The 24,119-nt window shown below is 32.2% G+C and carries 21 protein-coding genes; 9 read left to right on the top strand and 12 right to left on the bottom strand.

Annotated features, from left to right (window positions below; all coding sequences use genetic code 11):
- Positions 1-29 precede the first annotated feature (29 nt).
- Complete coding sequence (locus HYN56_RS17590; protein ID WP_109193369.1) at positions 30-2,195, top strand: endonuclease MutS2; 2,166 nt, start codon at positions 30-32, stop codon at positions 2,193-2,195.
- A gap of 292 nt (positions 2,196-2,487) precedes the next feature.
- Complete coding sequence (locus HYN56_RS17585; protein WP_109193368.1) at positions 2,488-2,901, top strand: thiol-disulfide oxidoreductase DCC family protein; 414 nt, start codon at positions 2,488-2,490, stop codon at positions 2,899-2,901.
- A 237-nt stretch (positions 2,902-3,138) separates the two neighbouring features.
- Here HYN56_RS17585 and ettA read toward each other — a convergent pair whose 3' ends face one another.
- From ettA to holA, 3 genes are all read right to left on the bottom strand, one after another.
- Positions 3,139-4,830, bottom strand: coding sequence for an energy-dependent translational throttle protein EttA (gene ettA, locus HYN56_RS17580; RefSeq protein ID WP_109193367.1), 1,692 nt, complete (start codon positions 4,828-4,830; stop codon positions 3,139-3,141).
- A 68-nt stretch (positions 4,831-4,898) separates the two neighbouring features.
- A complete protein-coding gene (locus HYN56_RS17575; protein WP_091497659.1) occupies positions 4,899-5,081 on the bottom strand; it encodes a CAL67264 family membrane protein in 183 nt (60 codons plus the stop codon).
- A gap of 64 nt (positions 5,082-5,145) precedes the next feature.
- Positions 5,146-6,150: a DNA polymerase III subunit delta gene (gene holA / locus HYN56_RS17570; protein ID WP_109193366.1), complete on the bottom strand. Its 1,005-nt coding sequence runs from the start codon at positions 6,148-6,150 to the stop codon at positions 5,146-5,148.
- A gap of 69 nt (positions 6,151-6,219) precedes the next feature.
- Here holA and HYN56_RS17565 point away from each other — a divergent pair, with 69 nt between their 5' ends.
- From HYN56_RS17565 to HYN56_RS17555, 3 genes are read left to right on the top strand one after another with little or no spacing between them, the layout of a single operon-like run.
- The gene (locus HYN56_RS17565; protein ID WP_109193365.1) at positions 6,220-6,672 is read left to right on the top strand and encodes a type I restriction enzyme HsdR N-terminal domain-containing protein; all 453 of its coding nucleotides are present in this window, start codon (positions 6,220-6,222) and stop codon (positions 6,670-6,672) included.
- A gap of 21 nt (positions 6,673-6,693) precedes the next feature.
- Positions 6,694-7,713, top strand: a complete 1,020-nt coding sequence (locus HYN56_RS17560; protein ID WP_109193364.1) for a glycosyltransferase family 2 protein — start codon at positions 6,694-6,696, stop codon at positions 7,711-7,713.
- A gap of 32 nt (positions 7,714-7,745) precedes the next feature.
- On the top strand, positions 7,746-8,579 hold the full coding sequence (locus HYN56_RS17555; RefSeq protein ID WP_109193363.1) for an OmpA/MotB family protein: 834 nt from the start codon (positions 7,746-7,748) through the stop codon (positions 8,577-8,579).
- A 156-nt stretch (positions 8,580-8,735) separates the two neighbouring features.
- Here the strand turns inward: HYN56_RS17555 and HYN56_RS17550 are convergent, their stop codons facing one another.
- Positions 8,736-9,356, bottom strand: coding sequence for an L-threonylcarbamoyladenylate synthase (locus HYN56_RS17550; protein WP_109193362.1), 621 nt, complete (start codon positions 9,354-9,356; stop codon positions 8,736-8,738).
- Positions 9,357-9,443: 87 nt separating this feature from the next.
- Positions 9,444-11,780, bottom strand: coding sequence for an ATP-dependent helicase (locus tag HYN56_RS17545; RefSeq protein ID WP_109193361.1), 2,337 nt, complete (start codon positions 11,778-11,780; stop codon positions 9,444-9,446).
- A gap of 306 nt (positions 11,781-12,086) precedes the next feature.
- On the opposite strand from HYN56_RS17545, the gene HYN56_RS17540 reads away from it, so the two are divergent.
- Positions 12,087-14,783 (top strand): T9SS type A sorting domain-containing protein, encoded by a 2,697-nt coding sequence (locus tag HYN56_RS17540; protein ID WP_109193360.1) that lies wholly within the window; start codon positions 12,087-12,089, stop codon positions 14,781-14,783.
- Positions 14,784-14,837: 54 nt separating this feature from the next.
- Here the strand turns inward: HYN56_RS17540 and HYN56_RS17535 are convergent, their stop codons facing one another.
- The gene (locus HYN56_RS17535) at positions 14,838-15,605 is read right to left on the bottom strand and encodes a sulfite exporter TauE/SafE family protein (RefSeq protein ID WP_109193359.1); all 768 of its coding nucleotides are present in this window, start codon (positions 15,603-15,605) and stop codon (positions 14,838-14,840) included.
- Between the two features lie 124 nt (positions 15,606-15,729).
- Between HYN56_RS17535 and HYN56_RS17530 the strand changes: the two genes are divergently transcribed.
- Positions 15,730-16,254 (top strand): DUF7935 family protein, encoded by a 525-nt coding sequence (locus HYN56_RS17530; protein WP_109193358.1) that lies wholly within the window; start codon positions 15,730-15,732, stop codon positions 16,252-16,254.
- A gap of 49 nt (positions 16,255-16,303) precedes the next feature.
- On the opposite strand, the gene HYN56_RS17525 is transcribed toward HYN56_RS17530, so the two are convergent.
- The 3 genes from HYN56_RS17525 to HYN56_RS17515 form a co-directional block, all read right to left on the bottom strand.
- Positions 16,304-17,035 (bottom strand): hypothetical protein, encoded by a 732-nt coding sequence (locus HYN56_RS17525; RefSeq protein ID WP_146194606.1) that lies wholly within the window; start codon positions 17,033-17,035, stop codon positions 16,304-16,306.
- Positions 17,032-17,940, bottom strand: coding sequence for a patatin-like phospholipase family protein (locus tag HYN56_RS17520; protein WP_109193356.1), 909 nt, complete (start codon positions 17,938-17,940; stop codon positions 17,032-17,034). Before HYN56_RS17520 ends, HYN56_RS17525 begins: the two co-directional genes overlap by 4 nt.
- A gap of 122 nt (positions 17,941-18,062) precedes the next feature.
- Complete coding sequence (locus tag HYN56_RS17515; RefSeq protein ID WP_109193355.1) at positions 18,063-20,123, bottom strand: M1 family metallopeptidase; 2,061 nt, start codon at positions 20,121-20,123, stop codon at positions 18,063-18,065.
- 95 nt (positions 20,124-20,218) lie between these two features.
- Between HYN56_RS17515 and HYN56_RS17510 the strand changes: the two genes are divergently transcribed.
- Positions 20,219-20,962, top strand: coding sequence for a Dph6-related ATP pyrophosphatase (locus tag HYN56_RS17510; RefSeq protein ID WP_109193354.1), 744 nt, complete (start codon positions 20,219-20,221; stop codon positions 20,960-20,962).
- Complete coding sequence (locus HYN56_RS17505) at positions 20,962-21,348, top strand: hypothetical protein (RefSeq protein ID WP_109193353.1); 387 nt, start codon at positions 20,962-20,964, stop codon at positions 21,346-21,348. Before HYN56_RS17510 ends, HYN56_RS17505 begins: the two co-directional genes overlap by 1 nt.
- Here the strand turns inward: HYN56_RS17505 and HYN56_RS17500 are convergent.
- The 3 genes from HYN56_RS17500 to HYN56_RS17490 are packed head-to-tail and all read right to left on the bottom strand — an operon-like array spanning position 21,341 to position 24,082.
- On the bottom strand, positions 21,341-21,742 hold the full coding sequence (locus HYN56_RS17500) for a DUF4348 domain-containing protein (protein ID WP_109193352.1): 402 nt from the start codon (positions 21,740-21,742) through the stop codon (positions 21,341-21,343). The genes HYN56_RS17505 and HYN56_RS17500 overlap by 8 nt on opposite strands.
- Positions 21,742-22,281: a DUF1697 domain-containing protein gene (locus HYN56_RS17495; protein ID WP_109193351.1), complete on the bottom strand. Its 540-nt coding sequence runs from the start codon at positions 22,279-22,281 to the stop codon at positions 21,742-21,744. The genes HYN56_RS17500 and HYN56_RS17495 overlap by 1 nt, the downstream gene beginning before the upstream one ends.
- A gap of 43 nt (positions 22,282-22,324) precedes the next feature.
- Positions 22,325-24,082 carry a hypothetical protein gene (locus tag HYN56_RS17490; RefSeq protein WP_109193350.1) on the bottom strand — a complete coding sequence of 586 codons (1,758 nt, stop codon included), beginning with the start codon at positions 24,080-24,082 and terminating at the stop codon, positions 22,325-22,327.
- Between the last annotated feature and the right edge of the window lie 37 nt (positions 24,083-24,119).

Below are 24,119 nucleotides of genomic sequence, written 5' to 3'. Positions count from 1 at the left end.
TTTTGCCTTTACTTTCATAAAGTTATTAAATGATCAGTATTACCGAAAAAACGTTACAAGACTTACAATTTCCAACCGTTCTAGAAACCATTTCTGATGGATGCAACACCGATATTGGAAAAGAAAAAGCTTTACAAATAAAACCAATCCGAGATAAAGAAGAATTGATGCAGTCTTTAATGCAGACATCAGAATATGTATCTTCTTTTCAAAATAATAACGCAATTCCAAACCATGGATTTGATGCGATTACTCATGAAATAAAATTTCTGGCTATTGAAGACAGTTTTCTTGAAGTAGGCAGTTTTAGAAAAATCGCCAATCTTTCTGCAACAACAAATGTCTTGCTGAATTTCTTAAAAAAGTTCGATGACTATTATCCTAATCTTAATGCCAGAGCTTCAAGAGTAGAATTAACCAAAGATATCATTACTGCAATTGATACTATTGTAGACAAATATGGAGAAATAAAAGACAACGCCTCTCCTGCTCTGGCTGGAATTCGCCAGAATACGAATTTGGTTCGCGGAAAAGTGAATCAGAGTTTTGGTTCAGCCTTAACACAATATAATAGTTTAGGATATTTAGATGATATTAAAGAAAGCTTTGTTCAAAATCGTAGAGTTTTGGCAGTTCTGGCAATGTATCGTCGAAAAGTAAAAGGTTCTATTTTAGGAAGTTCCAAGACTGGAAGTATTGCCTATATCGAACCGGAAGCCACTTTAAAATATTCTCGTGAATTAGCAAATCTAGAATATGAGGAAAAAGAAGAAATTACAAGAATTTTAAAAAATCTATCTAATGTAATTCGTCCTTATCTTCCTTTATTGATTGAATATCAGGATTTTTTAAGTGATATAGATGTCGTTGCCGGTAAAGCAAAATATGCAAATCGTATTAATGCCATCTTACCAACCATTACGGAAGAAAGAAGATTATTCTTCAGAGAAGCATATCACCCAATTTTGTATTTGAACAACAAACAAAAAAAGGAAGTTACTTATCCACAAACAATTGAGTTAAAACAAGAAAATAGAATTATTGTAATCTCGGGACCAAATGCTGGAGGAAAGACTATTTCCTTAAAAACAGTTGGTTTATTACAATTGATGTTACAATCCGGAATTCTAATTCCAGTTCATGAAAGAAGTGAAACTTTCTTGTTTGATAGAATCTTAACTGACATTGGTGATAACCAATCTATCGAAAACCACTTAAGTACATATAGTTATCGATTAAAAAACATGAATTACTTTTTAAAGAAATGTAATAAAAAAACCATGTTTTTAATTGACGAATTTGGTACAGGTTCTGATCCGGAATTGGGAGGAGCTTTGGCTGAAATTTTCCTGGAAGAATTTTATCATCGTGAAGCTTTCGGAATTATCACAACACATTATTCTAATCTGAAAATTTTAGCAAACGAATTACCATACGCAACAAATGCGAATATGATGTTTGATGAAAAATCACTTGAACCAATGTATAAATTAGCTTTGGGTCAGGCTGGAAGTTCATTTACTTTTGAAGTTGCTCAAAAAAACGGAATTCCATTTGGATTGATCAATCGTGCGAAAAAGAAAATTGAAGTTGGAAAAGTTCGTTTTGATAAAACAATCGCAACACTTCAAAAAGAAAGATCGAAACTCGAAAAAACTTCTTTGAATTTAAAAGAAGAAGAAACTCGTGCTCGTGAAGAAAGTAAAAAGATGGAAAACATCAATACTAAAATCCAGCAGAAATTAGAAAGCTATCAGGAATTATATGACAGTAATCAAAAAATAATTTACATTGGGCAAAAAATTGATGACATCGCTGAAAAATATTTCAACAACAAAAACAAAAAAGAACTTATTGGTGAATTTTTGAAAATTGTTGAGATTGAAAATTCTAAACGTAAAAAAGCGACTCCAAAAGAAGTCAAAGCTAAAGTTGAAAAGCAAAAAGAAATTATTGCTGAAGTTCAGGTAAAAGTAGAAGAAATTCGAAAAGAGAAAAAAGAAAAAAAACTAAAACCTGTTGTCGAAAAACCAAAACCAATTTTAAAAGTAGGTGATCGAGTTAGAATGCTTGACGGAAGATCTGTTGGAAGTATCGATTCGATAGAAAAAAATAAAGCAACTGTAAATTATGGCATTTTTACTTCAAAAGTAAGTTTGGATGAACTTGAATTAGTTGAAGCAGTTAAAAAATAATTTTTTCAGTCGCCAATACAATTTTTAGTCTAAAAAAAAAATAAAAAATAGTCAAAATTAAAATAAAGCGATTTAAGAAACGATAAAAAAACAAACAACAAAAGAGGTCGATATTTTTTAAAAACACATTAAAATCAATTTATGAAAGTCTATTTTGATATGTAAAAATTATAAAAAATTAAAATTCAATAGATTTTAAAAATACAACCTCCATAATCTGTTTTTCTCGTCTATTTTAATACTTTTTACACGTATTAAAACTTGAAATATTAAATCTAAAATTCTGTTTTTAATGGAAAGTCTTCCAAAAGATAAAAAAATAATTCTTTTTGATGGAGTTTGCAATCTCTGTGATTCTGCTGTCCAGTTTATTATCAAACATGACAAGAAAGATATTTTCAGATTTGTTGCATTGCAATCAGAATTAGGTGTTAAAATTTGCAAACACCTCGGAATTGGTTTTTCAAAAATGGACAGTATTATTTTATACAATCCCGGAACTGCCTATTTTTATAAATCTTCAGCTGTAATTGAAATTGCAAAAAATTTTGGTGGTTTTTGGAAATTACTTTTAATCTTTAGAATTGTGCCTATTTTTATCAGCGACAGAATTTACGATTATGTTGCCAAAAACAGATATAACTGGTATGGCAAAAAAGAAAGCTGCATGATTCCTACTCCGGAATTGAAATCAAAGTTTTTGTAGAAAATTCCAATTTTTTAAATTCCAAAATCAGAATTTCAATTTCCATGATATTGTCATTTCGACGAAGGAGAAATCTCCACGAGAAACTCTACAAAGATTGGCTTCTGATTGCGGAGTTACTTGCGAAGATTTCTCCTTCGTCGAAATGACAAACTAAGCGAAAAGCTTCATAAGATAAAAAATCCCAAACTCCTAGAAATTGGAATTTGGGATTTTAAAATTTGAAAATTAAAAAGATTATCTAATCAATTTTCTGTATTTAATACGTTTTGGAGTTAAGTCACCACCAAGACGTTTCTTTTTGTTTTCTTCGTATTCTGTGAAACTTCCTTCAAAGAAATAAACTTCAGAATCACCTTCGAAAGCTAAGATGTGCGTACAAATTCTATCTAAGAACCATCTGTCGTGAGAAATAATTACAGCACAACCAGCGAAATTTTCCAAACCTTCTTCCAATGCACGAAGTGTATTTACATCAAGGTCATTCGTAGGCTCATCCAGCAAAAGTACGTTTCCTTCTTCTTTTAAAGTCATTGCTAAGTGCAAACGGTTACGCTCACCACCCGATAACATGGATACTTTTTTGTTTTGCTCTCCACCACCAAAATTGAAACGTGATAAGTAAGCTCTTGAGTTCACTTGCTTTCCTCCCATCATAATCAACTCCTGACCGTCAGCAAAGTTTTCCCAGATAGATTTGTTAGGATCAATATTAGCGTGAGACTGATCTACGTAAGCGATTTTTACTGTTTCACCAACCGTAAATTCTCCACTATCAGTAGCTTGCTCTCCCATAATCATTTTGAAAATAGTAGATTTACCAGCACCGTTTGGTCCGATAATTCCAACAATACCAGCTTGTGGCAAAGTAAAATTCAAATTATCATATAGTAATTTATCACCAAATGCTTTTGCCACATTTTTAGCTTCAATAACATTTGTTCCTAAACGAGGTCCATTCGGGATATAGATCTCTAGATTTTCATCTAGTTGTTTTTGATCTTCATTTAATAATTTATCGTAATTCTGTAAACGCGCTTTTTGTTTTGTCTGACGACCTTTTGCACCTTGACGAACCCACTCCAACTCACGTTCTAAAGTTTTTCTACGCTTTGAAGCTACTTTTTCTTCCTGAGCCATACGGTTTGATTTTTGATCTAACCAAGAAGAATAATTTCCTTTCCAAGGAATACCCTCTCCTCTATCTAACTCTAAAATCCAACCGGCCACATTATCAAGGAAATATCTATCGTGCGTTACAGCAATTACAGTTCCTGAATATTGCGCTAAATGTTGCTCTAACCAAAGAACTGACTCAGCATCAAGGTGGTTGGTAGGTTCATCCAATAACAATACATCTGGTTGTTGCAATAACAAACGACATAAAGCTACACGACGACGCTCACCCCCAGAAAGATTTTTAATTGGCGTATCGCCATCTGGAGTACGCAACGCATCCATTGCAATTTCAAGTTTGGTATCGATTTCCCAAGCACCAAGAGCATCGATTTTATCTTGCAATGCCGCTTGACGATCCATTAATTTATCCATTTTATCTGGATCTGAATAATTTTCTTCAAGACCAAACAAATCATTAATTTGGTTGTATTCTTCTAAAACTGCCATAGTTTCAGCAGCACCTTCACGAACAATTTCGATAACGGTTTTAGAATCATCAAGAATCGGTTCCTGCTCTAAATATCCAACTGTATAACCTGGCTGAAAAACTACATCTCCTTGGTAATTTTTATCAACTCCTGCTATAATTTTTAAAAGAGAAGATTTTCCAGAACCGTTAAGACCTAAAATACCAATTTTTGCTCCATAAAAGAAACTCAAATAAATATTTTTAAGTACTGGTTTGTCTGCTCCCTGATAGGTTTTACTCAATTTCTGCATTGAGAAAATTACTTTCTTATCGTCTGACATTTTTTATTTTTAATTTTAAATTATTTATTTTTCTATTGATATTACAATTGTTATTGCCATTGAATATTTTACACCCTACCTTTTAATGCATTAAAAACCCATGCATTAGCTAAAAACCCAACTCCTACAGCTCCAAATCCCCAGCCTGAAACATCACTATATCTAAAAGCCCCGAGACCTATAAGTAAGAATCCCATTAGTACCATTATAAAAGTTGCCCAGCCTAAGACAGTATTTTTATTCATTCCCATAATTGTGTAATAATTTTAAAGTAGTAAAATTTTCAGAAACGCAAATATCGTGAATTTTAATGGCTTAATTAAATATTTTATAAAGCATTTCTTTTAAGAGATCAGATTGCGGTAAACCATTCGCTCCCACTCCTTTACTTTTAATATCGATATCCCGCAAAGCGCCTACGATCTGACTTACCTTTCGCATTGGATAATTTTTCACAGCCAAATCATACTCTTTTAAAAAGAACGGATTCACTCCAAGAACCGATGCCACATTTTTAGGATTTTTATCTTTTAATCCATGATATTTTAAAAGTTGTACAAAAAATCCAAAAACCAATCCGGTTGTCATAACTAATGGATATTCTTTTGGGTTATGAGCAAAATTATCTGCTATCTTGTAAGCTTTCAACTGATTGCGCTCTCCAATTGCTTTTCGAAGTTCAAAAACATTATAATCTTTACTAAAACCAATATTTTCTTCAATATGTTCTGCCGTAATCATGGTGCCTTTCGGCAAAATAATCTGCAGTTTTTCCAGTTCATTATTAATTTTACTCAAATCTGTTCCCAAAAACTCCACAAGCATAGCATTTGCTTTTGGATCAATAGTATATTTTTTTCCTGCTAAAACACGTTTAATCCAGTCTCCAACCTGATTTTCGTATAATTTTTTACTTTCGAAAACCACTCCTTTTTGCCCTAGTAACTTAGTAACTTTTTTACGTTTGTCAAGCGTTTTATATTTATAACAAAATACTAAAACGGTGGTTTGCATAGGATTATCTACGTAAGATTCAATTTTATCAATTGTTCGGGATAATTCCTGAGCTTCTTTTACAATAACAACCTGACGATCAGCCATCATCGGATAGCGCTTGGCCGTTGAAACAATATCATCTACAGAAACATCTCTTCCATACAAAACCGTCTGATTAAAACCTTTTTCTTCTTCGGCTAAAACATTCTCTTCAATATACTCCGATAACTTATCTATATAATAAGGTTCTTCACCCATTAAAAAATAAATCGGCTTTATATCTCCGGCTTTAATATCGTTGACAATTTTAATTACTTCGTCCATTTAATTATTGTTTCAAGTTTAAAGTTTCAAATTCGTTTGAAACGAAAAACTATTTTTTATTTTTGCTTTATGATTAAACTTAACTTCCCTGCTTATAGTTTCCGATTCAAAAATAACGAAAATAAAGTGTCTATTTTTGATGAAATCAGGAAAAAATTTATAATTCTCACACCGGAAGAATGGGTTCGCCAGCATGTCGTTCATTTTCTGATGCATGAAAAGAAATATCCCAAATCTTTAATCAATGTAGAGAAAGTTTTAACTGTCAATGGATTACGAAAGCGCTACGATGTTGTGGTATTCAATCCAGATGGCACAATACACATACTTGTAGAATGTAAAGCACCCGAAGTTAAAATCTCTCAGGCAACTTTTGATCAAATTGCCCGTTACAATATGACAATGCAGGCACGGTTTTTGAATGTCACAAACGGACTAAACCATTTTTATTGTCAAATGGATTTTGAAAACGAAAAATATGAGTTTTTGAGAAGCCTGCCTGACTATAAAGAAAACCATTAAAAATAAATAATTAAAGTACTTTTGGATAAGATAGCAGTTGTCATTTTAAATTGGAACGGAGTAAAATTGCTGGAGCAGTTTTTACCATCTGTTATTCAGTTTTCAGAAGGTGCAACAATTTACGTTGCAGACAATGATTCTACAGATAACTCTGTTGAATTTGTTCAACAAAATTTCCCTACAATTAAAATTGTAAAAAACTCAGGTAATCATGGCTTTGCAAAAGGCTATAATGATGCTTTACAACATATTGATGCTGAAATTTATGCATTAGTAAATTCAGATATTGAAGTAACTGAAAATTGGCTTAAACCTATTTTAGAAACTTTCGAGAACGAAAAACAAACTGCTATTATTCAGCCAAAAATTCTTGACTTTAAAAACAAAGAATATTTTGAATATGCTGGCGCAGCGGGTGGTTTTATTGATAAATATGGGTTTCCTTTCTGTAGAGGAAGAATTTTCGAAACCTTAGAAAAAGATAACGGACAATACGACAATAACAGCGAATTGTTCTGGGCTTCTGGCGCTTGTTTCTTTATCAGAAAAAATGTTTATCACGAATTAGGAGGTTTTGATGAAAGCTTTTTTGCTCATCAGGAAGAAATAGATTTATGCTGGCGTGCTGCAAACGAAGGGCACATTATAAAATACAATTATCAGTCTGTTGTTTACCATGTTGGCGGGGCAACTTTACAACAAGGAAATCCTAAAAAAACCTATCTGAATTTTAGAAATTCATTATTAATGCTCGTCAAAAATCTACCAAAAAGAGGATTATTCTGGGTGATTTTTTTTCGTATGGTTTTAGACGGTATAGCGGGTATCCGTTTTCTTACACAAGGTAAAATCGGACATACTTTTGCTATTTTAAAGGCACATTTTTCATTTTATTGCTTATCTTTAAAATATCTCGGGAAACGAAAAGAATTTCAGATTCAGCAATACTATATGGTAAAAAGCATCGTTTTCCTTTATTATATAAAGAAAATGACCCTATTTAAAGAAATCTTTAACAGTATTCAAAATATTAAAAACTAAATTTGTAATCAAGTCTAATTAAAATTAAATTTATGAGAAAAATAGTTATCGCACTATCAGTATTAATGGCACTAACGTCATGTGTTTCTAAAAAGAAATACGCGGAATTAGAAGCTAAAAACAAAGAGACTCAAGATTTGTTAAACTCTTGTACTGTAAAATTAAACACGTGCTTAGAAGAAAAAGCTGGATTAGCTGCTACAGCTGAAAGCTACAAACAACATAATCAAGACTTAATCAACAGTTCTAAAGATTTAACAATCTTAACAACTAAAGGTGCTGAAAACCTGGAAAAATCTCTTGAAAGCTTAAAAGAAAAAGATTTGAAAATCTCTAGACTTCAAGACGCTTTAACTAAAAAAGACAGTGTTACTTTAGCTTTAGTTACAAGCTTAAAAGGAGCAGTTGGAATCAACGATCCGGACATCGAAATCAACGTTGAAAAAGGAGTTGTATTTATCTCTATCGCTGATAAATTATTATTCAAAAGCGGAAGCTACGACGTAAGTGACAAAGCTAAAACTGTTTTAGCTAAAGTTGCTAAAGTTGTAAATGATAAACCAGATTTCGAATGTATGGTTGAAGGTCATACTGATGATGTTCCATACAAAAGCAACGGAATTATCTTAGACAACTGGGATTTAAGTGTAAAACGTTCTACTTCTATCGTTCGTGTATTAACAAACGATCTTGGAGTTAACCCAGCTAAATTAATCGCTGCTGGTAGAAGCTCTTACGTACCATTAGTTGCTAATGATTCTGCTGAGAACAAAGCTCGTAACAGAAGAACTCGTATCGTAGTTATGCCAAAAATCGATCAATTCTATGATATGATTGAAAAAGAAATGAAAAAGCAGGCTAAATAATCTTGTTTCAGATTTCATAAAAAGCACAAAAGCAGGTCAATTGACCTGCTTTTTTGTATTCTCAAAAGAATAAAAGTATTTTAGATAACTAACTAAATTTTAACTGTAATAAAGTTAGTCATTATTTTTATAAATTTATACAATTAAAGTATTTATTTACAAAATATCAATATCACCTTTTCCTTCCCTTACAATAACCGGCTCATGTTCAGAAAGATCGATAATAGTCGAACCCACATTATCTCCGTAACCTCCATCAATTACCATATCAACCAGATGCTGCCATTTCTCGAAAATTAATTCCGGATCTGTAGTATATTCGATTACATCATCTTCATCACGAATCGAAGTTGAAACCACCGGGTTTCCCAATTGACGAACGATTTCCAAAATAATGTTATTATCAGGAACACGAATACCCACTGTTGTTTTCTTTTTAAATTCCTTTGGAAGATTATTATTTCCCGGTAAAATAAAAGTATAAGGCCCAGGCAATGCCCTCTTTAAGATTTTAAAAGTCGAAGTATTAATCTGGCGTACATAATCTGAAAGATTACTCAAATCATGGCAAATAAAAGAGAGGTTTGCTTTCTCCAGTTTCACACCTTTAATTTTAGCAATTTTTTCTAATGCTCTCGAATTGGTAATATCACAACCTAAACCGTACACAGTATCTGTTGGATAAATTACCAATCCACCATTCTGAAGCACTTTTACCACTTTTGCAATTGCCGCTTCACTTGGTTTGTCCGGATATATTTTTATAAATTCTGCCATTTTTGTTTTTGTTTCAAGTTTTTATTTGTTTCAAGTTTTAGCTCCATAACTTCAAACGTGAAACATGAAACTTGAAACAATATTTTTTTATCCTACCACATCTAATTTAGCAAATCTTAGCAACAATTTCTTAATTCCGCCGACTTCAAATTTTATTTCTGCTTTTCTGTCAGCACCAACCCCTTCCAGGTTAATAACCTCACCTTTTCCAAAACGTTCGTGCAATACTATATTCCCAATTGTCAATTTGTTATCAAATAAATTTGCAGCACTTGCATTTGGATTAGTTCCTGTAACAGGTTTTAGTTTTCTAATATTAAGATCCGGTTTCGGGTTATTATCTGTAATATTCTTTGGAGGAGTTCCTGCAACAGGTTTGTTTAATCTCAATTTAGATTTATCAACATCTCCAAATATATCACCATCAATTGGTGATTTATAACGATAATTGGTTTCAGAAGGAGTTAGATATTCCAAATACTGATCTTCAATCTCTTCAATAAATCTGGAAGGTTCACTATCTGTTAGTTTTCCCCAACGGTAACGCGATTGCGCATAAGTCAAATACGCCTGATGTTCTGCTCTTGTTAAGGCTACATAAAACAAACGTCGTTCTTCTTCCAATTCACTTCTTGTACTCATACTCATGGCACTCGGAAACAAATCTTCTTCCATACCCACCACAAAAACATGAGGAAACTCCAATCCTTTTGCTAAGTGAATGGTCATCAATGCTACACGATCATCATCATTGGTATCTTTATCTAAATCTGTTGCAAGAGCCACATCTTCCATAAACTCAGAAAGTGCTCCTCTTGCTCCGTCAATTTCTCTTTGTCCTTCTGTAAAATCTTTAATACCGTTTAAAAGCTCTTCGATATTCTGAATTTTTGCCATTCCTTCCGGAGTCGCATCTTTCTTCAATTCCTGAACTAAACCTGTTTTCTTAGCAACGTGATCCGTAATATAAAAGGCATCCTGATTTTGATCAATTACCTGAAAACTCTGAATCATCGTCACAAAGTCTTTCAGTTTGTTTTTCGTTCCGGCGTTTAATTTCAGATCAATTTTATCAATATTCACCATTACTTCCCAAATCGAACGTTTGTAGTGATTTGCTGCAATAGTCAGCTTTTCTACAGTTGTATCTCCAATTCCACGAGCCGGATAATTGATCACACGAATTAATGCTTCCTCATCTTTCGGATTCAAAACCAAACGCAGATAACACAAAACATCTTTAATCTCTTTGCGTTGGTAGAAAGACAAACCTCCATAAATTCGATACGGAATATCACGCTTTCTTAAAGCATCCTCCATTGCACGTGACTGTGCATTGGTACGATACAAAATTGCAAAAGATCCATTATGCAACTGATGCTGCATTTTCTGCTCAAAAATCGTACTAGCTACAAAACGACCTTCCTCAGCATCTGTTAAACTTCGGTGGACTTTAATTTTTGGTCCAAATTCGTTAGCTGTCCAAACCACTTTATCCAGTTTGGTTTTATTATGCTCCATCACGGTGTTTGCCGCTTCTACAATATTTCGCGTCGAACGGTAATTCTGCTCCAAACGGAACATTATAACCCCTTCATAGTCTTTCTGGAAATTCAAAATATTATTGATATTCGCTCCACGGAAAGCATAGATACTCTGCGCATCATCTCCAACCACACAAATATTCTGAAATCTGTCCGATAAAGCCCTAACAATCAAATACTGAGAGTGGTTCGTGTCTTGGTACTCATCAACCAGAATATAACGAAAACGGTCCTGATATTTAGCTAAAACTTCTGGAAAACGATTCAGTAATTCATTGGTCTTCAACAATAAATCATCAAAATCCATTGCTCCGGCTTTAAAACAGCGTTCCACATATTGTTGGTATATCTCTCCTAACCTTGGTCTTTTTGCCATTGCATCGGCTTCAACCAATTCCGGATTATTAAAGTATGCTTTAACCGTAATCAAACTGTTCTTATAATTAGATATACGCCCCAAAATTTGTTTTGGTTTATATACATCACGATCCAGCTGCATTTCTTTGATAATCGAAGAAATTAATCTCGCTGAATCCTGAGAATCGTAAATAGTAAAATTAGAAGGATAACCTAAATGATCCGATTCTGCGCGAAGAATACGCGCAAAAATCGAGTGAAAAGTTCCCATCCAAAGATTTTTTGCTTCGGATGCTCCCACAATATCCGAAATCCTGTGTTTCATCTCACGAGCCGCTTTATTGGTAAAAGTAAGCGACAAAATATTGAAAGCATCAATTCCTTGAGCCATCAAATACGCAATCCTAATTGTTAAAACACGGGTTTTTCCCGAACCTGCACCAGCAATAATAATCATTGGCCCGTCTTTCTTTAAAACAGGCGCTCTCTGTGCTTCGTTGAGCTGGTCAATATATTTCTGCATGTAATTTTTCTCCTTTTATGCAAAATTAAGAATTAAAAAAGAAAGTTCCTAAGATACTGAGGCGCTAAGGTTCTAAGTTTTTTATGAAGCCAAACATTGGGCATTTTTATCAGCATGGATTCCCGCTTTCGGCTTTATCTCTACGCTACGAGGATAACGCCTCAATCGGGGCTACAAAACAATCAATCCGCACTTTTATCACAATAAAATATTACGTTATTAAATATTATCGAGATTTCTTCTAAAATAATAAGATTTATCGGAATAAAAACTACATTTGACTAACCAAAAACAAAATCTATCTTTATGAGAAAAAACTACCTATTTGTATTTCTTTTATTAACTCTAAAATTAGCATCCCAAAATCAGGAAATCGATCCGACATTCAATAAAAAAGAAACAGGAACCTATCAACAAGATATAGGCAGTCAGGGAATTGTTCTTTCTAATAAGAAAATACTAACTGTATTTGAACATTCTTATGACTACAATGTATTACTTCTGAATGAAGATGGCAGCCTTGATAAAAACTTCAATACAACCGATTCTTATACCAGGACTTCTATAAAACTCTATGCTAAATCAGATGGTCAGTTTTTAACTTTGGACTATAATGGAAAACTAAAGGGTTTTAATGCAAATGGAACCGCTAATTCTAACTTCATTACTACTACATTTGGTATTCTTTCTACAACAATGACAATGTCCATCAAAAATGTTGTTTATCAGGAAGATGGAAAAGTAATTGTTTACGGTTCTTTTCAAACAGTTAACGGAGAATACACTGGAGGCTGTGTACGCTTAAATGCAGATGGAAGTATTGATAACACTTTTAAAAGCGATTACACTCCAAATGCAATGGCTATCCAAAGTGATGGAAAATATATTTTTGCTTTAAGGGGAGCTTCCGGGCTTATACGATTACTGCCAAACGGAAAAATCGACAACACATTTAAGGTTGTTGCTACAATTGATCCAAAATTAAACTTCGTTACAAACGGTTTTGAAACAGAAAACAACAGTAGTATTCAGGATGTGACAGTACAACCGGACGGAAAAATAATTGCTGTAGGTTGTAATTATAAAGAAAATGGAAAAACAATTTCTTATTCTATTGTAAGACTGAATAATGATGGTACTAGAGACAAAGAATTTAAATCTCTGGACAGCCGAACTCTGAGAGCTGATAATGTTTATTTACAAAAAGACAATAAAATTGTTCTTGATCTAAATCATGAGACTTTTATACGTTTAGAAAGTAATGGCGAAACAGATAATACTTTCAAATACATAAACACTGTTGGTTTTCTCAATAAAGGAGAATTTTCTTTTCAGGGAAACAAAATGATCATCAGTGCTCATTTTAAAGATCTACAAGGTATAACCAGATCCGGAATTCATAGAATAAATGAAAACGGAAGTTTAGATCTTACTTTTAATCCTCATTCTGGATTTAATTTATTTTTTGATCAATGGGACGATTTTAATACATATCCTTTTGTATCAAAAGTTTTAGCCGATCAAAAGATACTATGTGTTGGAAATTTTACAACCTATAATGATTTTCCCGTTCGAAATATTTGCAGACTTCAACAAAATGGAGATCTAGATTCCAATTTTAATTTAGATCCGGCGATTACAATAGATGCAGATATCACTAATAAATACATTTTCATTCAACAAAAAGACGGTAAGGTAATTTTACTTCATGAGGATGGTTTAAAAGTAAATAATACCTGGAAAAGTATAATTAGACTCAACAGTGATGGCAGTCTTGACTCTAGCTTTAATAGTCCTATTGAAGGAGGTAGTATTGTTGGCATGAAACAAATTAGTGATGGTAAAATTTTACTAATTGGTTCAAGTAAAATATTCAAAAATACTACAGAAAAATATTCCTCTTATAATTTAATTCGTTTAAACACTGATGGCTCTATAGATTCCAGTTTTAAAGCGGTCTTCTATCACAAACCATACATACTACATAGTCTAAGTAACGATAATTTCTTAGTTTCCTTTGCACAGGATAATTATGCATATACGTACTCCGCAATTTTAAAAATAAACAAAGATGGTGTAGTAGATACTTCTTTCAAACCAAGTTCTCAAGGTTACTACAAAACAAAAGAGCTTAATAATGGTCAGCTTCTTGTTACAGTTTCAAATGTACTAAGTCGTGTAAATGCAAATGGAACTGTAGATCCTACTTTTACTCCTTATAATTTTGGAACAAGTAACGTGTATTATTATGATTTTTACGAAAACGGAGCAATAAATATTTTAGCTGTAACTGAAAATAATACTAATAAAAAAATAACACTTAGCTCCGAAGGTAAACTCCTGAGTACAGAAACCTTTAGCATTAATTCAATATCCAATTTCGAAATTCAGAACTGTGAGGATGTAATTTCTTATGGTTATTTTACAAAAGTAAACAATCAAAATAATCACGGAATTGTACGCTTTAAATTTTCTAATACTAATACTAGCGTAAATCCTGAAGGAGAAATTTTTCAACCTTTTACAAACGGTCAAACATTAGCTGATCTAAAAATAAACGGGACAGATATAAAATGGTATTCAACTCAAAGTAATTGCGGTATTAATAACAAATTGACTAATAAAGGCATGAGCGAAGAAGTTCTTCCATCGTCAACAGTTCTTGTTAATGGTACAACTTATTTTGCATCTCAAACTGTAAACAATGTGGAGAGTGGTTATAGGCTTCCTGTTACTGTTTATTCTTCCACATTAGGCTTGAAAGAAAATCAACTTCCAAACTTAATTACTTACCCAAATCCTGTAAAAGATTTTTATAGTGTTTCAAACACTGAAAACATAACTAAAATAGAAATTTACAACATACTAGGACAGCTTTTGTCGAATAAAAACTACGATAAAAATAAAATAGAAATCGACTTTACAACTTTACAGTCAGGTCTTTATTTTACAAAAATATACGCTGGCGACAAAAGTTCAATCATCAAAGTTATTAAAAACTAATCTCTCGCTTCGGGAATACTGTAAAACTGCTAAAATAGAATTTTAGCAGTTTTTTTATTTAAAAAACACATCATAAGCAAATCGGATTAAAGTTCCCACGACCACAATCAAAAAGAAAATTCGAATAAAACCATTTCCTTTATTGATTGCTAGTTTTGCACCAAGCCATCCGCCAAGTCCGTTGCTTATTGCCATCGGAATTGCGATTGTCCAAATGATTTTCCCTTTTATCATAAAAAGGCAAATTGAACCAAAATTAGTTGCCAGATTAACCATTTTGGCATTCGCGGAAGCGTGAAGAAAATCGAACCCTAAAAGCGCAATAAAAGCCACTACAAAAAAACTTCCTGTTCCCGGACCAATAAATCCGTCATAAAAACCAACAATTATACTAATTACAACAGCATAAATTATTTGAGTTGTTTCGGAATGATCTTTAGCTACATGCTGTCCGAAGTTTTTCTTGGCATAAGTATAAATAAATAATAAGGACAAAACTACCAATAACAGTGGTTTCATGAAATCATTACTAACAAGCGTTAAAACAGTAGATCCTAAAAATGCGGAAGGAACTGCCAGACACATCATGATGATTAATAATTTCCATTTAATTACCACTTTCTTTAAATACTGAAAAGCAGCAAATGCAGTTCCGCTGAAAGCTGGAATTTTTAGCGTTCCAATAACTGTAGAAACTGGAAGATTAGGCAATAAAATTAATCCCATCGGAGTTTGAATTAATCCGCCACCGCCTACAATTGCATCAATAAAACCTGCAGCAAACGCAGCTAAACAAAGAAAAAGTATTATGTATGAATCCATTAAAAATATATTTTGCCAACGTTAAAAAACAAGTTGCAAAAGTACAGCTTCCTTTTTGTTTATTGTTATAAATTTAAAATGGATTTCTCACCAAAAAGTATATTTTTGCTTAAAAATTACACCAATGGATTTTAATAAAATTATAGAACTTGCCAGTTATACTTTACCAGCTTTAGTTACAGGATTTGTAGCATATCGTTTTTTCGAACTGCACATTAAAAACAATGACAGAAAACGTGCTTTTTTACTAAATAAGCAAGCTCACAAGGAATCGCTTCCTGTACGTTTACAGGCTTTCGAACGTATGACTTTGTTTTTGGAGCGCATCAATCTGACTAAATTATTGATTAGAATAGCTCCTATTTCTCAAAATAAACACGATTATGAAAACTTTTTAATCGAACAAATTGAAAATGAATTTGAGCACAATTTAACTCAGCAAATTTATATGTCTGAAGAATGCTGGACAATCATAACAACTGCAAAGAATGCCACAATCCAAATGATCCGTAAAGCTGCTATGAGCGATAAAGTCGAAAATGCAGATAAATTACGTGAAGTAATTTTGAATGATTTATTAGAAAAACAATCTCCAAGTAATGCTGCTTTAAGTTTTATTAAAAGCGAAGTAGCTGAACTTTGGTACTAAATAATAAAGGCAGAATTTTATTGAAATGCATATAAATTCTGCTTTTTTTTTATAACCACCAATTTAATTTTGGTTTTATCCACCAGCCATTCTTTTGGTATTTTTCGGAAACACTTATTTCTGCACTTCCTTTATCAAAATCACAATTTACATTTGGCACTCTGTAATCTCCCCAATTACATACTTTTTCTTTTCCAGTGTTATTTGATTTCCAGACTCCTGTAAAGGCATTATTAAAATACTTGTCTGAATCGATTTCGATATTATTATACTGAATCAAATCGTTTTTATCCAGGTACCATATCGATTCTAATTTTCCGGAAAACTTGCCTGAACCTTTTTGTTTTTCATCTTCCATAAACTCATAAATGGCAATCAAAGCACCTTGTTTCTTTATTCCGGCAGTTTTGTATTCATCATCAACACCAAACTTTGGTTCTTTTAGTTCATTAATCTCCAGAATCTTTATTTTTCCTTTAAAGGTGCAAATATTAGATTTCACCATTGATTTTCCGGAGATCAAATACTCGTTTGCTTTCTCTTTACTTTTTTCTACTGAAGTAAATTTAATTAGTATTCTTTCATAATTATCTCCAATAATACCATAAACCAAATTATTATCTGTTTTCTTCCATAAGTTTGAAAAATTATATTTCAGATACTTATTGATTTCATTTTTAGAAAATAATTCCTCTTTTGGCACAATTTGAGTTCTGCACAAACTTTGGCTCCATGTACTGAAACTCAAAAAGAAACAAACAATTACAACAATTTTTCTCAAATCAATATCTTATTATCACTCATCACTTCCGATTTATTCTGAGCATATTCATACCCCTGTTCCCACCATTCTTTCATAACATCTTTATTAAAAATAAGAGCGTTATCGGTTAATTTTATCGGAGTATAATATAAGTTAAGTTTTACATTCTTATTCGTTGCCATAAGTTTTCCTATAGCAATATCGTGTTTTTCAACCTGATCCAACGCAATTCGAAACAAATCAATCATCAATGAAAACGGATTTTTACCTATAACTGTTTTGGTTGTATTTACTTCTGTTTCCAAAACAATTACATCAATTTCAGTAGCGCCCCTGTTAATTGCTTCACGAATTGGAACCAAACTTGAAAATCCTCCGTCCCCATATTCACAATTATTTTTTTCAACCAAACTCATAAACGGAACATAGTTACTGGAAATCCAGGACCATTCACAAAACTCTTCATAAGTGCAATCTTTAACCGATTTATATTCTGATTCGTTTTTGGTAAAATTGGTTACTGTAACAATTACATCGGTTTTCAGTTTTTTAAGTTTGTTGAAATCAGAAAGAGAAAAGTTATTTTGAATATATTTCTTTAAACCTTTGCTTTCGCCAAAGGTTCTTTTTCCTTTAAAAAACTGACGTAAAACATTAAAGTGATTTATGGTTACTATATCTACTCCATCTTTACTTTTAACAACAAAAGGACAAATATTAAAAATACTCGCCATCGTTACATTGGTATAAACAGAATGTATTTTCTTAATATGACCGAGAGCTAAATGCGGAATTAATAAACTTCCTGTTGAAGTTCCTAAAAACAAATCGTATTCGTGCTTTTTTTCTTCTATTAAATACTGGGCAACACCGCCGGCAAAAGCGCCTTTACTGCCACCACCTGAAATAACCAATGCTCTCATAAAATGTATGTAGGTTTTATTTTTGGATTTTATTTAAGAGAAAAGAATATAGAAAATACAATATAGACCTTCTACTGAATCTATTCTCTTTGCTCTATTTTCTATGCTCCACTTTCTATTCTCTACTCTTTCAACAAACGATCTAATTGAAATTTTTCATCGGGGTTCAAATTAGGCAAAATTCTATTAAATGAAGCACGCATTTCAGGATTTTTTAATAAAAATCGGATTGTATCTCTGCCAAATTTCGAAAACTGCCACATATGATGTGTAGTTGCTCCAACTAAATTACTCAGAACCTGATCGTTAATTATTTTAAAAGCAATTAATTTTTCTAAAGCATTTTGCCTTGTTGTCGCTTCGTATTTAGTAGATGAAAAAGCTATTAATTCGTTAATAAGAGATTCAGGATCAATACTGTAACCTGTAGTTGATAATGCCAGTGAAAGCCATAAAGTTCGAAGATTGTAATCATTAAATCCAATCCAGTTTTTTGATTTATCTAAATATTCTGCTCTGTGATTGGGGAAATTTCTCCAAAGCCAATACAATGCTATTTCCTGTGTTTGATAAGATTTATCATCCAATAAGCTTTCATAATTTGTTCTAAAATCTTCCGGAATTTTAGTCAAAGTTTCGGCAACATTCTGACGAACCTGAATATCATTGGTTTGTAATGCTAAAAGCAAAAGTGATTTCTTTGCTTCATATTTTTCATTTTCCAATTGATCTATAACGGCTTCTTTTACTGAACGATAAACATTGGATTCTAAAGTAGTTTTTAGAACATCCATTTTCTCCGCTAAAGGTGTTTTCTTTAATTTATCGATTTCCAGTCTTTTTTGAATCGTTTTGTTTTTACTCAGCAAAGCATTAGCCGTTGGTGTATCAAAAGCAGTTGATTCCAGCCATGTTTTTTGAAATTTTTCCAAATCAAAATCAGATACTTTTTTAATTTCATCAAAGAAATTTTGTGTGTTTACTGTTTTATAAGCGTATTTGTTCAGATAACTTTTTATCGCTTTTTTAAACGCTTTGTCACCAATTGATTCATGCAAAACAAACAAAGTCCACGCTCCTTTTTCGTAAAATGTTAATGAACTCGCTTTAGGATTTAAAACCGGAATTGTATCGGTTCTAGAAGCAAATTTGATTTGCTGTGCCGTGTCGTATAATTTAGAATAAAAATAATCTTCTCCATAAATATCTTTTTCTGCCAGTAGAGCAAAATAAGTCGCAAATCCCTCCTGAAGCCAATGATGCGTACTACTTTCAGCTGTAATTAAATCGCCAAACCAATGATGTGCTAATTCGTGAGCATCAACATTAGTGTAATTTCGATCACAGAAACCAATAGAATCTACGACATAACGAGTTGCAAAAAGTGTCGCGGTTGTGTTTTCCATTCCGGCATAAAGAAAATCACGAACCGGAATTTGTCGGTTAATCTGCCAGGGATATTTAACTCCGATTTCTTTCTCCAGAAAATCAAAAATTCGTTTTGAATAACGATAAGTCGGCTCAAAACGATTGGAATCTTTTGGCTCATAATAATACTCCAACGGAATTCTACTTTTAGATTTAAACTCTTTTTTATCAAATTTTCCAATTGCCAGCATTAATAAATAAGAACTCATTGGTTTTTCCATTTTAAATTGCCAATGAGTTAAATTACCTTCTTCTTTTTTCTCCTTTAAAACCCCATTTGAAACAACCTCATATTCCTTATCAAACGAAATTCCTAAATTGAAAATCAGTTTCTCATTCACATCATCAAAACTTGGAAACCAATTGCTCGTGTACCTTCCCTGCCCTTGTGTCCAGATTTGTATTTCATTATTTTCAATGTCAACAAAATATAAGGCTTGTTTTGGTTTTGTTTTATAACTAAAAGTCAAATGATTCTCGCCTTTTGCAAAATGAGAGATCAGTTTTAATTGTTTAGTATCGTTTAGAAAAATCACCTCTTTATCATTGATTTTCACATTAGAAAAATCCATGTTTTTAGCGTCAAGCGAAATAGTGTCACAATCCTTTAAAACCTCAAACTGAAAATCAACGGCACCGGAAATTGTTTTTTCTTTTGGATTTAAAGATAATTGCCCTGAAACCGATTTGAAATCAACATTCTGGGTTTGCTGGGCAAAAATATAACCTGTAAATAATAGGAAAATGTATTTCATATAAAATTAATGTAAAGGCTAAAATCCCAAAGTTACAAACCTTTCACAAACAAATAGAATGAAATTTGTAAGTTTACATTATAAAATAAAAAATTGTGCCTACACCCCAAAAAGCCTTATTTAACTGGAGCAGCGGAAAAGATTCTGCATTGGCTCTTTTTAAAATATTACAAAATCCCGATTTCAAAATTGAATATTTGCTGACTAGTGTAAACCAGCAATATCAAAGAATTTCCATGCATGGGGTTCGCGTAGAATTATTGCAGGCACAAGCCGAAAGCATTGGAATTCCATTAAAAATCATGGAAATTCCCGAAATGCCAACAATGGAAGTTTATGAAAATGTAATGATGGAAACTTTGACAGCATTAAAAGATCAGGGTATACAATATTCTGTATTTGGAGATATTTTTCTGGAAGATTTACGATTGTATCGAGAGAAGCAATTGGCCAGACTAGATTTCATAGGTCTTTTCCCTATTTGGAAAATTGCAACAAAAGACTTGATTCAGGAATTTATTTCACTGGGATTTAAAACTATTGTTGTGTGCGTAAATGAAAAATATTTAGACAAAAGTTTTGTGGGCAGAATAATCGATCAGGATTTTATAAATGATTTACCCGATAATGTAGATGTCTGTGGTGAAAATGGTGAATTTCATACTTTTACATTTGACGGTCCCATTTTTTCGAAACGTATAGATTTTGAAATTGGCGAAACTGTTTATCGAAAATATGAAAAACCTGAAAGCCAGGATTCGTCAAATTCAGCATGCGATACCAACGATGACACTGCTTTTGATTTTGGGTTTTGGTATTGTGATTTAATTAAAAAATAATGAATACTGTTTATACTAAAACTTGTTTTGCAATAACTCTGATTCTCGTTTCTTTTTCATTTCAAAGCTGCTTAGTTAACAGATGTAAAAGACCTCAAATTACAGGTTATGTTTACGATGCGGAAACCAAACAGCCTATTGAAAATTGTAAAGTTGGCGAAACTTTAAGTAACCAAAATGGTTATTTTTCTTTGAATGAAAAACGTTATCACCAATTTACTTTCTTCGCTTTTGAAGCGCCAACTTTATCCGTTAATGAACCTGTCAATAAAGAAGGTTATGAATCACAACACATTCAGTTTATGCAGCCTTTTGGAGGTGGAATGAAAAAAGGGGCATTACATAAAATGGATACTTTATATTTAAAAAAGACTTTAATTAAGTAGATTGATCGATCCAGGTTTTTAGAAACCATTTATTGTCTTTTAATTCGAAAATATAATCTACATAAATTCCATTATCCAGACCACGTTGCTGAAGTGTAGCTTTATGCTTTTTAATTGATAATGTACGTTTTAAGTACTTTTCATCAGATTTTCTGTTTAAGGTTAAAACTTTATATTTATCTTTTGACATTGTATAATCAGTCAATTCAAAATCTTCATTATTCACCTGATATTTTAGAGGAAAAATCACTCTGCTCACCTGAAATTTAGAATCCGAATTAAACTTATCGAAAAAGATATTAAAATCTTCCACAGTTGTTTTTGTATTTTGAGCATAAGAAGCAGAACTTAAACTCGCTATTAAAACAAAAAACATTAAAAAGTACTTTTTCATTATTCTGAATACATATTAAGCAAATTAGTCACGGTGTTCCAGTTTCTAATAGTTGCAATTACATTTAATTTTTTCTCGATATATTTTTGATCAAAACGTGTTTTTCCGGCTCCAACGGCGTATTTTATAAAGATTTTGTTTTCATCAATACTGGCTTCATCAGGTTTAAACTGACTGATTTTAAGATCATTTATGTTTTCTTTTTTTAGCGAAGCTGAAACAAAAGCTACATAAAGTTTTTTAGTATCTATATCTTTTTCTTTTAAAAAAGGGCTATTTGCAAAGCAAGATTCTAAATTTTCTTTGGTAATCATTACTACCGGAACTTCATGTCCAAAAACTTTAAAAATTTCCTGTTTAATCATAAAGCCAACTTTAGCTGCATCTTCTTCGCTGTCTACAAAAACATTTCCGGATTGCAGATAAGTTCTGATATTTTGAAAACCCAGATTTTCCAGCATTGTTTTCAAAGCATCCATTTTCATCATATTATGTCCGGAAACATTGATTCCGCGTAAAAGTGCTAAATGTGTTGTCATTTAATTTTATTTTTTTTCAAAGATAAAAATTCCTTTTTTAGGATTATTCCTCTTCTTCTCCTATTTCAATATCAAACTTGGTTAGAAAATCATTTAGCTTTGTTTTATACTTTTCTTTTGCTTCATTTATAATGACTTCTGTTTCTTCATTTGATTCTATTGCGTTAAGATTAAATTCTCTTTTAACCCATTCGTGAAATTCTTCTTTATTTTCATTTTCGCTATAATATTCTTCATCTTTATAAAAATAACAGTAATCAAAATCAACTGAAATTTCTGTATCAAGAGTCAGTAAATGAATTAATTTGCGAATGTTCTCTGCTACAACATGAATTCCTCCCTCGTCACCAAAAACAACTATCGGACAATTATTTAAATCATCATCAATAAGCCAATAAGCATAGGAACTTCCAGAACCATTTGCTCCCGCAAATTCAATAAAACTGTTATAAAATTCTTCTTCTTCAGACCAGGTTTTAATTCCTGTTTTATCGTTAATCATCAATAAACCAAAACATTCCGAATAAGTTTCTGAACCATATTCTTTCTGAAATTCATACAATTTCACTAAATCTTCCGGTATTGCATAATTACCAAACTGAATTGCAAAATCTTGCAAAGAAAAACTACTGTCATAATCAGCATATTCAGTATTATCTTCATCTTCTTCGTTATCATCCTCTCCTCTTTCTGCTGTAAGAACTTCAAAAGCTTTTGTAGCAGCTGCTTTTACACAATACATTTCTATTCCAGGTGCCGTTTCGTTGTTAATCCATTGGTATTTTGGATTTCTTTCTTCATCCTGATATTCTAAAATCAGCATAATTTCTTCATTATCATGACACCATAAAGCTCTCATTTGAATATTAAACCCATTTCCTATTTCTTCCGAAATCTGGCTGTAATTCAGTCCCTCATAAACAAAAGGAACATATTGATATTCCGTCTCAGAAAGCTTTTCACGAATTCTGCCTTCGCTTTTTTTAGATAAAACCTGAACCATTTCTATAAACTGATTGCGAAAATCAGTGTACAAATACTTTTCTGCTTTATCATGATCTATAACAGAAAGTCCTGCTGCAAAAACTTCTAAATAGTTATTGCCTAATATTTCTGTGCCGTAACTTGTATATTCAATAAAATCATCGTTTACAATATCTGATAATTTATGAGTTGACGGAAAGTAGTTTTCGACCGTAATAACAGATCCGTCTGTATCTGTTACATTGCTACAAATTAACACATCTGGTCTGTTTACGTTAATGATTGACTGGACATTCGTAAAACGTTCAAAATGCATCCACATATCATCACTGTAGATTAACCAGGCTGTAACATCACCTTTTACAAAAAGCTCACCGTGGTTGTATTCTCCTGTAAGTACATCACATTTTAAACCACCACCCAAATAATGTACGCCACCAAATAAAGTAATATTAACAGTGGTAGTTTCCCCAAATACGATTAACGCAGGCGAATTATCGGTATCATAAGAGGTTATTAATTTGGTTACATTTAAATTCCCTTTAAAAATAAAGCCAAGTATAAAAATATCCGGATGTTCTTCTGTACTGAAATCCATTTCAAAAGATTCCATTTCTACATCTTCTTCTGCTAAAAGAAATATTGGATTTTCTTCATAATCCGGAAAACGCCAGGTATCTTCAAAGACATTATAGATTTTTTGATCTTTAAAATCAGTAAGATTTCCAATAATTTCGTGTGCTTCATATCGATTGATTACTTTGAAAGTAATACCTGAAAACAAAATAGTGGCAAAAGGAACTTTTTCTTCTTTCATTATATTGGCTTATAATTTGAATGTTTAAACAAATCTA

The organism is Flavobacterium crocinum, assembly GCF_003122385.1.
GTDB classification, from domain to species: Bacteria; Bacteroidota; Bacteroidia; order Flavobacteriales; family Flavobacteriaceae; genus Flavobacterium; species Flavobacterium crocinum.
This window is presented reverse-complemented; position numbering and strand designations above follow the sequence as displayed.

Bases quoted from the DNA above. Each gene is read 5' to 3' on its own strand.
- HYN56_RS17540 (WP_109193360.1), top strand. From the start codon at position 12,087: ATGAGAAAAAACTACCTATTTGTATTTCTTTTATTAACTCTAAAATTA.
- HYN56_RS17575 (WP_091497659.1), bottom strand. From the start codon at position 5,081: ATGGGAATGAATAAAAATACTGTCTTAGGCTGGGCAACTTTTATAATG.
- HYN56_RS17495 (WP_109193351.1), bottom strand. From the start codon at position 22,281: ATGACAACACATTTAGCACTTTTACGCGGAATCAATGTTTCCGGACAT.
- HYN56_RS17515 (WP_109193355.1), bottom strand. From the start codon at position 20,123: ATGAAATACATTTTCCTATTATTTACAGGTTATATTTTTGCCCAGCAA.
- HYN56_RS17500 (WP_109193352.1), bottom strand. From the start codon at position 21,742: ATGAAAAAGTACTTTTTAATGTTTTTTGTTTTAATAGCGAGTTTAAGT.
- HYN56_RS17530 (WP_109193358.1), top strand. From the start codon at position 15,730: ATGGATTTTAATAAAATTATAGAACTTGCCAGTTATACTTTACCAGCT.
- holA (WP_109193366.1), bottom strand. From the start codon at position 6,150: ATGGACGAAGTAATTAAAATTGTCAACGATATTAAAGCCGGAGATATA.
- HYN56_RS17555 (WP_109193363.1), top strand. From the start codon at position 7,746: ATGAGAAAAATAGTTATCGCACTATCAGTATTAATGGCACTAACGTCA.
- HYN56_RS17545 (WP_109193361.1), bottom strand. From the start codon at position 11,780: ATGCAGAAATATATTGACCAGCTCAACGAAGCACAGAGAGCGCCTGTT.
- HYN56_RS17490 (WP_109193350.1), bottom strand. From the start codon at position 24,082: ATGAAAGAAGAAAAAGTTCCTTTTGCCACTATTTTGTTTTCAGGTATT.
- HYN56_RS17585 (WP_109193368.1), top strand. From the start codon at position 2,488: ATGGAAAGTCTTCCAAAAGATAAAAAAATAATTCTTTTTGATGGAGTT.
- HYN56_RS17590 (WP_109193369.1), top strand. From the start codon at position 30: ATGATCAGTATTACCGAAAAAACGTTACAAGACTTACAATTTCCAACC.
- HYN56_RS17565 (WP_109193365.1), top strand. From the start codon at position 6,220: ATGATTAAACTTAACTTCCCTGCTTATAGTTTCCGATTCAAAAATAAC.
- HYN56_RS17505 (WP_109193353.1), top strand. From the start codon at position 20,962: ATGAATACTGTTTATACTAAAACTTGTTTTGCAATAACTCTGATTCTC.
- ettA (WP_109193367.1), bottom strand. From the start codon at position 4,830: ATGTCAGACGATAAGAAAGTAATTTTCTCAATGCAGAAATTGAGTAAA.
- HYN56_RS17520 (WP_109193356.1), bottom strand. From the start codon at position 17,940: ATGAGAGCATTGGTTATTTCAGGTGGTGGCAGTAAAGGCGCTTTTGCC.
- HYN56_RS17550 (WP_109193362.1), bottom strand. From the start codon at position 9,356: ATGGCAGAATTTATAAAAATATATCCGGACAAACCAAGTGAAGCGGCA.
- HYN56_RS17535 (WP_109193359.1), bottom strand. From the start codon at position 15,605: ATGGATTCATACATAATACTTTTTCTTTGTTTAGCTGCGTTTGCTGCA.